Annotated in this window: 9 protein-coding genes and 1 rRNA gene; 5 read left to right on the forward strand and 5 right to left on the reverse strand. The window is 40.0% G+C overall.

What is annotated here, in order from left to right; translation table 11 throughout:
• Window positions 1-72: 72 nt before the first annotated feature.
• Entirely contained in the window at window positions 73-312 is a 240-nt protein-coding gene (locus NLX67_RS22085; RefSeq protein ID WP_254313557.1) for a hypothetical protein, read from the reverse strand.
• 404 nt (window positions 313-716) lie between these two features.
• Here NLX67_RS22085 and NLX67_RS22090 point away from each other — a divergent pair, with 404 nt between their 5' ends.
• The 3 genes from NLX67_RS22090 to NLX67_RS22100 all read left to right on the forward strand — a co-directional run bounded on the left by NLX67_RS22090 (window position 717) and on the right by NLX67_RS22100 (window position 2,446).
• The gene (locus tag NLX67_RS22090) at window positions 717-1,232 is read left to right on the forward strand and encodes a helix-turn-helix domain-containing protein (protein WP_254313558.1); all 516 of its coding nucleotides are present in this window, start codon (window positions 717-719) and stop codon (window positions 1,230-1,232) included.
• A 52-nt stretch (window positions 1,233-1,284) separates the two neighbouring features.
• Window positions 1,285-1,779: an IS630 family transposase gene (locus tag NLX67_RS22095; RefSeq protein WP_254313564.1), complete on the forward strand. Its 495-nt coding sequence runs from the start codon at window positions 1,285-1,287 to the stop codon at window positions 1,777-1,779.
• Window positions 1,780-2,263: 484 nt separating this feature from the next.
• On the forward strand, window positions 2,264-2,446 hold the full coding sequence (locus tag NLX67_RS22100) for a Cif family virulence factor (protein WP_375143446.1): 183 nt from the start codon (window positions 2,264-2,266) through the stop codon (window positions 2,444-2,446).
• 147 nt (window positions 2,447-2,593) lie between these two features.
• Here the strand turns inward: NLX67_RS22100 and NLX67_RS22105 are convergent, their stop codons facing one another.
• From NLX67_RS22105 to NLX67_RS22120, 4 genes are all read right to left on the reverse strand, one after another.
• Window positions 2,594-3,193: an NADPH-dependent FMN reductase gene (locus NLX67_RS22105; protein ID WP_254313559.1), complete on the reverse strand. Its 600-nt coding sequence runs from the start codon at window positions 3,191-3,193 to the stop codon at window positions 2,594-2,596.
• A gap of 29 nt (window positions 3,194-3,222) precedes the next feature.
• The gene (locus tag NLX67_RS22110; RefSeq protein ID WP_254313560.1) at window positions 3,223-4,290 is read right to left on the reverse strand and encodes an LLM class flavin-dependent oxidoreductase; all 1,068 of its coding nucleotides are present in this window, start codon (window positions 4,288-4,290) and stop codon (window positions 3,223-3,225) included.
• 112 nt (window positions 4,291-4,402) lie between these two features.
• Window positions 4,403-5,251: a VOC family protein gene (locus NLX67_RS22115; RefSeq protein WP_254313561.1), complete on the reverse strand. Its 849-nt coding sequence runs from the start codon at window positions 5,249-5,251 to the stop codon at window positions 4,403-4,405.
• 26 nt (window positions 5,252-5,277) lie between these two features.
• Window positions 5,278-5,685, reverse strand: a complete 408-nt coding sequence (locus NLX67_RS22120) for a DoxX family protein (RefSeq protein ID WP_254313562.1) — start codon at window positions 5,683-5,685, stop codon at window positions 5,278-5,280.
• A gap of 193 nt (window positions 5,686-5,878) precedes the next feature.
• Here NLX67_RS22120 and NLX67_RS22125 point away from each other — a divergent pair, with 193 nt between their 5' ends.
• Window positions 5,879-6,187: a winged helix-turn-helix transcriptional regulator gene (locus NLX67_RS22125; protein WP_254313563.1), complete on the forward strand. Its 309-nt coding sequence runs from the start codon at window positions 5,879-5,881 to the stop codon at window positions 6,185-6,187.
• Between the two features lie 1,572 nt (window positions 6,188-7,759).
• Window positions 7,760-7,826: ribosomal RNA gene (locus NLX67_RS22130) — 16S ribosomal RNA — on the forward strand; the annotation flags it as partial.

Raw genomic sequence — 7,826 nt, forward strand, 5'->3', positions numbered from 1 at the left:
TTAGAAACCGATAGGTTTCTTTACTTAGGAATCCCCCATGTTCAACGAACGTAGAGAGTAACTGGGGGTAATTCAAAGGGTAAAGAACCAAGGTCTTTTCTTATCCTTATCGCGATTGTCTCTGCGATCTCTCACATCATCCCGGTCGTCCTGGCGGTGTTCGCGATCCTCATCGCGATCGTCTCTGCGGTCACTCACATCATCCCGATCGTTCTGGTTGTGTTCGCGATCCTCATCGTGATCGGCATTACTGTAGTCTGGATTAAACCAAACGTCAGAAATGTCTTCCCGGTTTTCAAATCTAAAACCCATGAAAAATCCCCCCTCTCTTTCTCAAAATCGCAGGGCTAAAATTAACCTTGCCCTATATCGTATGATTTTTCGTATTCGCTTGTATAGTTTGTGTTACTAGGGTGAATGAAAGAAAGAAAAAAATAACGGAAAATTTACATTTATCCCGGTTTTTAAAGAATTTCCCTTTATTATCAATAAATTTAAAATGGCTGCTACTTTAACATTTTCACTTTTCGAACTTTTGTTCTATTTATTCCCAATCTGTTACTCCCTGCCAATTCCCAGTATATTTAGCATGTTTGTTTTTGTATCAGATAATAGGCATGTCCCTATATAAATCAAACTTAATCCCTCAGCACGTTTAAGCCACCTGCTTCTTTGTCCATACTGCTCTTAAAAGAACAGGCAAAGGAGCGAGAAACATGGAAAAAGGATTGACGATTACCGATAATCACGGATGGACACTGGAACAGCTGAAGGCCTATGAGAAAACGGTCAAAAAGGCTTCTATGGCCAAGCGTGTAGCTGTAATCCGGCTCATAATGGAGGGCTATTATGCGTGTGAAGCCTCCAAGCTGCTGAATGTCCACCGGGATACGATTTCAGCTTATGTCAGGAATTTCAATCGGGGCGGGATGGACGCACTGCTTCACCGGGGGTCTTCACCGGGAAAACCGCCTCTTTTGTCGCCAGAACAAGAAGCAGAAGTCAGACAGATGATCGAGCACAGTACACCGGCTGAAGAAGGCTTCGGCTGTAAATCGAGCTGGGATACGCGTATTTTGAAGCATGTCTTAGAAGAAAAATACGCCATCACGATGACCCGAATGGGCATTGGGAAGATGCTGAAACGCTGGGGATTCAGCTACACCCGCCCGACGTATACATTAAGGCCGATCCCAGGAAGCAGGCCGCCTTTCAAAAAGAGCTGGACATGATAAAAAAAACGCGACAGACAAGCTAGTCTTCTTATATGAAGACGAAAGCCATATCCGTGATTACCAGGCCTTGCGCTCCACCTGGAGTCCCAAAGGAAAACAAAAACAAGTCCCCACGTACGGCCACCATGCGTCTGTCAGCTTGTTTGGCTGTGTCAACGTTCAAAATGGCGAGTTTTTCTGTATGGAGAAAGAACAATGCAGCGCGCAGACATTTCTGGTGTTTCTCCGTGTTCTGGAGGTGTATAAAGAACGGCATCTCGTCATGATCCTGGACAATGACCGGATTCATCACGCCAAGCTGTTGAACCCCTTTTTAGAAGAGAATGAACACCGTCTCACGCTGCTTTTCCTGCCGCTGTATTCTCCCCAGCTAAATGCCGTCGAGCGTATTTGGGGCTGGTTAAAAGGAAGCGTGATCACTAATCGGTTCCACGCCACTCAAGAAGACATCCGGGCATCCGTTCGTTCATTTGTGGACTATCTGGACACCTGCCCGGAGAAGGTGCTTCAGCGAATTGGGTCGTTAGCTTTGTTGAAAGATTAAGTTGTACTTATATAGACATCTAAAAGAAGCAGTGGAATAACATCCCATTTAAGCGAATGTAGTCTTGTGGTGCTGATGATGGGACGAAATTAAATATCATCAAGCAAAACGCAGATAAACATCTGATATCAGCAATGTATTACATCTTGCAAACAGCAAGAAGCACGCATTATCAAGGTTTGATTCGTCTGCCTTGAAAGGGATAGAGTTTTTGTTTAATTACAAGAAAAAACTGTGGAGTATTGTACTTAAAGTAATGGGTGGGTTCCTTAAATATCCTGCTTCCAACCCAAGCGGCTTTTTTTATTGAACTAAAGCGAAAGTATCCGTTGGTAACACGTTCAAAATCATTTAGGGTGAATGGAGATTTATTCTTTGAAAATAGGACGATGCGAACTTTATTCCTTTCAGCTGTTAAAATCGAAAAAAAATTAAGTACTATTATTTTCTTGTCCTAAAAGTATAATCAGGAATGGGGGGCGGAATGATTATTTTAGAAGCTGGAGATACTGCGTTAGTTATTTCGCAAACGCTAATTGGGGCCGATAAAACGGATTCGGAATATTCAATGGATAGAAGGTTGACATATGTGTTTAAGAAAAATTTACAGGGTGAACGGCTTTGTGCAATCGAAAACTCATATGGTACAGAGCTAATCAATATTTAACAAAGATGATTTATCCTCTTAAACTATTTATTGTAGAGAGCATTCTGGAAATTGATCTTATTTCGTTAGAATCAAAAAATCGAATATCAAACACTTTATGTTTAGTGTCTGATACTCGGATTACAGTTTAATTATCTATTATGACTTTTATCTCAAGGTTTTTAATACGCCACTCCAAGCGTTAACCTGGTCAAGCATTGCATTAACATTATCAAGATGTAATTCAGCTGGTTTGAACACAGTCCCGTTTTCAAAATCTGTAAATAAGGACAGTGTAGGATGTACACGAACATCAGCAATCATTAATTCACCCATGATTCCACGCAAATGTTCAGCTGCACGAGCTCCACCGGTTGAACCATAGCTTACGATGCCTGCTGCCTTGTTATTCCATGCTTCACGAGCAAAATCAAGTGCATTTTTTAATACCCCTGTAATGCTGTGATTGTATTCTTGAACGATGAACACAAATCCATCCAAATTAGCAAGTTTTTCATTCCATGCTGCAATTCCTGGTTCTGATCCATCGGTTGTTCCTAAAAACGGAAGATTGTAATCAGCAATGTCTACAATTTCATAATTGGCGTCTCCACGTTTGTCAGCAATTTCTTTTACCCAATCTCCTACTTGTGGGCTTACACGTCCTTGACGTGTGCTGCCTAAAATGATTCCGATATTTAACTTTTCAGTTGCCATTGTTTCTTCCTCCTTTGTCGTTTTCCCGAATAGTTTGTCTAACCAACTCATTTTTCACACCACCTAAAATTTTTTGCAAATCACTTACTTGTTTCTTTCCTAACAATCGGAGCAATCTCCGTCGCCAACAACTCAATGCCCTCGGCTACATTCTTAAACGGTAAACCACCTATATCTATCTGTGCCATGAAACGTTGATGCCCAAAAAGCTCATGCTGACGAAGGATTTTCTCGACTATTTGTTGCGGGCTGCCTACGAATAAGGCAGTATCTGGACTAGTCATTTGTTCGAAATCTGCTTTTGACATCCTAAACCCCATCCCTCGCTGACGATTAACGTATGACCAATAATTTGAATAATAGGGATAGAACTCGTTCTGAGCTTGTTGGGTTGTCTTTGAAAAATACCCATGACCAGTCACACCGACCTTGAGATCTTCCATAGTATGTCCAACCTCATTGCCAGATTTACGATATAAGTCCACCAGTGGTTTAAACCGCACAGGATCTCCGCCGAGGATAGCTAAAGCCATCCCAACACCTAATCTGCCAGCACGTGCTGCACTTTCTGGTGTTCCTCCAACGCCAACCCATATAGGTAACTTCTTCTGTATAGGCCGGGGTGCAATCTCAGCATTCCTTAATGACGGGCGAAAGTGACCATCCCATGTAACTCTCTCGTTTTCATTAAGCGTTAAAAATAACTCGATATTTTCCGAAAACAAGGCGTCATAGTCGTTTGTGTCATAACCGAAAAGAGGGAAGGATTCTACAAACGCACCACGCCCTGCAATTATTTCTGTACGCCCATTTGAAAGCAAATCCAATGTAGCAAAGTCTTCGAACAGACGAACAGGGTCAACAGTGCTTAACACTGTGGTCGCACTTGTCAATTTTATTTGTTTGGTTATTTGGGCTATAGCAGCTAAAACAATAGGAGGAGCAGAAGTGGCATAGTCTAATCGGTGATGTTCGCCTATACCAAAGACGTCCAGTCCAGCTTCATCAGCTAGTTTTGCTGCCTCGATTATCTCTTTAATTCTTTGATGGGTACTAATTGTTTTTCCTGTATGTGGTTCTGGACCTATATCTCCAAGTGTATAAAGACCAATTTCAATTCCTGAATCTTTTCCCTCTTCTTCTTTCATCGCTGGTTTTCCCCTTGTTTAAAATTTAAGGTATAATTTTCTGGTTTCCTCGCTTAGCAGAATTAAAATTCCTTCAGTTGTTAAGCTGTAAAACCAGGTGAGTGCTATGCTGTTAAACCAATAGCTGAATGTGATTTCCTGAAGGATCTACCGTTACAAAGGAACCGTTTTCCTCGATAATGTCCGCACCTATACTTTTCAAGTTAGCGACAATAGCACTTCTTGATGCCTCATTTGGCAGAATTAATGTAAATGATTCAAGCCCCACACCGTTTACAGGGGGAGTAGGCGCACCCACGCCATTCCATGTATTTAAGCCAATATGGTGATGGTATTTACCAGTGGAAATGAAAAGTGCCTGATTCCCATATCGGTTCACCACTTCAAAGCCAAGCCCCTTGGTGTAAAATTCTTCTGTCTTTCTTAATTCTGATACATGCAAATGAATATGCCCCATAACAGTACCTGCAGGTAGGCCTTTCCATGACTGTTGTTTGCCGATGGAAAGAAGATCAACAAAATCCAATGGATCAACCGCCATGGCTACTTCATTATTCTGCCAGCTCCACTGGGATGGATCACGGTCTACATAGATTTCAATTCCATTTCCATCGGGGTCTGATAAATAAAGAGCTTCACTTACTAAATGATCTGATGAACCGACACGTAAACCGATTTCTGTAAAATGCTGTACGATTTTTGCCAAATCCGAGCGTTTCGGTAAAAGAAGAGCAAAGTGATACAGGCCGGTTGTCTGCGGCTGTTTTGGCACCACGCTGTCTGGCTGTTCAATGGATAATAAAGCAGTTTTCCCATCCGCGGTTAAATCGACTTTGTTATTCGTCTGTTCCAATACCTTGAACCCGATAACTTCCCGGTAAAATGATACTGCCCGATCCAAATTTTGTACTTTTAGATTGACCTGCCCAACAAATGTATTAGGTTCTTGATGAAAATTCATATGTAGCTGCCTCCTGTTTCTCTTAATTAAACTTCTCTTGAACGAAAAAGAACGTTATCTACAGCGAATAAAGATTTTTTAGCTATAGCAAGATAGATCGCGATGACCACTAGGGCCAAATCAAATTCATAACCAGCCATTTGTCCGTTTCCAAGAAATCCAGCAGCCAGTTTTACTTTTACTATTGCAACAGCCAAAATAACAGCAAATAAAATAGCAATTACTCTTGTTCCTGCTCCTAATATCATTGCAAGACCGCCAATTAATTCAATGATTGCGACGAGGTATGCGGTGAAGCCTGGAAGACCTAGGCTTTCAAAAAATCCAGCCGTATTTTCAATTCCTCCTTGAAATTTTGCTAATCCATGTACAAAGAATGTAATGCCCAAAAATATTCTCAGAATCAATGCACCAATTTCACTATTTCTCCCCATCTTATCTTTACACTCCTAAAAAAAATATTTTGTTCCTAATAAAAAGAAACTGCAGTTTAAAGTGATTTTTGTTATTTGATTACTTTATGTAACTTATTATATTTATGTAATTTCATTACGTCAAGTAAGTTTTTGATTAAAAGTAATTTAATTATTTTTAATCTGGTTATAATAGAGACAAGGAGTGATCAAAATGGATAAATTGATTTGTCCACGATTTGAAAAAGCCATGGGTTTACTGAGCCATAGATGGACGGGCATGATTATTTACCAGCTGCTGTCTGGTCCGCAGCGTTTTTGCAGCATTAAATCAGCAGTAGGTGTTAGCGGCAAAGTGCTTACAGAGAGGTTAAAGGATTTGGAAAGCGAAGGAATCGTAAAACGCGATGTCTATCCGGAAACCCCAGTTCGAATTGAATACTCGCTGACTGAAAAGGGGTTAGGATTAGAACCTCTAATGAGAGATATAGAAAAATGGTCACAAAACTGGTTGGAAGCATAAAATCCACTCGTTTGTTAATTAAACTGCATGATTAGATATTTCTTATTTGGAGCAATTAAGCACTCGTTAAACGAGTACTTTTTTAGTAGAGCTATTATTTTGGGTAAAAAATGCTGTAAGAGAATGTGTCAAATGATTAATTGTTATTGAACAAACCTGCCCGTTAGCCATCCATACAGCGCAAGCACTGCACCACGGATTATGTAAGGAACCCCGTTCTTACAGGGGAATTTAATTAAGAACATCAATCACATTCTTTAACGGAGCCATAAGAAAAAATCATGTACATCATCAGGGTTTTTGATCAATCTTTATTATAAATTACCAAACTTTACTCAAAATCCACACTAAGCAAGCATGATGTTAAAAATGCAAAAAGACCGGCACCAAAAGGGTGCCGGTCTGAATAATCATTCATAGCATGTAAGCCGCCTTTGCCGTTGAATAGAAGAAATTTTTAAACAACCACTCCTCAAAGCGGTTGTTCGCAGAAGCCTTCCTGCCTGTCCTCATTGGTCAGAAAACGAATATTCCGGATTCAATTTAAAACTCGCTGTTATAGCTTAAAGGTTAAAACTTTATATCGTGACGTACAATGCAGCTTGTATTTATATATTGCATTGTTGGATCGTTATATTCAATGGTAGTTGTTGCCCTGAATTCCTGAATCCTTCCTCACGGCAAAAGCCTTTCGGAGCTTGTCATTCGGGAAGCGTTTTGAGCGACTGATTCAGCCTTTATCTAAACCGGCGGGCTGCCATGGCGGCTAAGCAACGGGCCAATAGCACACGGCTGAAGAAGGTTTGTTCAACCTAGGTGTCTTCTTTCAAGCAGGTTTTTGGATAGGTTTGTACCTATATGCGAACCTTGATTTCTTAAAACACAGGTTGCACTCAACCTTCATAAGTCCACTCATTTATAGATACGGTTCAATGTTTGAGGCTGGGGATCGATGTTGTTACTTGCATAGTGAGAACCACTGTACAATGTATAGAAGAAACAAAATAATAAGAGCGGTTGTCCTGAAGGACAACCGCTCTTATTAATGGCTGCGTTATAGTGTTCCAAGATGTTCACGTTTTATTCGTACACTCAATCATCCGATAGGGATGGATTTAATGGAGAACACAAATTTAGTAAATAAATCCATTATTAAAAAGGTATTGCTATATAAATAAAGATGAGTTATATTATTAATCCGTCGTTAAAACAACGGCAAAAAAATAATGAAATTCAAATATAGGTATTAATTATTTTAATATAATTATTTTTAAATCAGTATTGACTTTTCGTTTCTGATTATGTTATATTAATCGTCTGCCATTAATAAAGATGGCATGGGAAAAATGAATTTGATTCTGCATCAATGATTTATTGGGATAATAATTTCAATGAAAGTTATTGACTTTTGAATCACTACATGATATGATCATTTAGTTGCCTTTAACGGCGCTGAATGAAATTGATCTTTGAAAACTGAACAAAATCAATAAAAACGTCAACGTTTTAAGCAAGAAACTTCTATTACAGATGCTCGTCATCTGAATAGAAACAAATGAGCAAGTCAAACACTTTTTGGAGAGTTTGATCCTGGCTCAGGACGAACGCTGGCGGCGTGCCTAATACATGCAAGTCGAGC

The organism is Domibacillus sp. A3M-37 (assembly GCF_024213455.1).
GTDB classification, from domain to species: domain Bacteria; phylum Bacillota; class Bacilli; order Bacillales; family Domibacillaceae; genus Domibacillus; species Domibacillus tundrae.

Bases quoted from the DNA above. Each gene is read 5' to 3' on its own strand.
- NLX67_RS22115 (WP_254313561.1), bottom strand. From the start codon at position 5,251: ATGAATTTTCATCAAGAACCTAATACATTTGTTGGGCAGGTCAATCTA.
- NLX67_RS22100 (WP_375143446.1), top strand. From the start codon at position 2,264: ATGATTATTTTAGAAGCTGGAGATACTGCGTTAGTTATTTCGCAAACG.
- NLX67_RS22085 (WP_254313557.1), bottom strand. From the start codon at position 312: ATGGGTTTTAGATTTGAAAACCGGGAAGACATTTCTGACGTTTGGTTT.
- NLX67_RS22105 (WP_254313559.1), bottom strand. From the start codon at position 3,193: ATGAGTTGGTTAGACAAACTATTCGGGAAAACGACAAAGGAGGAAGAA.
- NLX67_RS22125 (WP_254313563.1), top strand. From the start codon at position 5,879: ATGGATAAATTGATTTGTCCACGATTTGAAAAAGCCATGGGTTTACTG.
- NLX67_RS22090 (WP_254313558.1), top strand. From the start codon at position 717: ATGGAAAAAGGATTGACGATTACCGATAATCACGGATGGACACTGGAA.
- NLX67_RS22110 (WP_254313560.1), bottom strand. From the start codon at position 4,290: ATGAAAGAAGAAGAGGGAAAAGATTCAGGAATTGAAATTGGTCTTTAT.
- NLX67_RS22120 (WP_254313562.1), bottom strand. From the start codon at position 5,685: ATGGGGAGAAATAGTGAAATTGGTGCATTGATTCTGAGAATATTTTTG.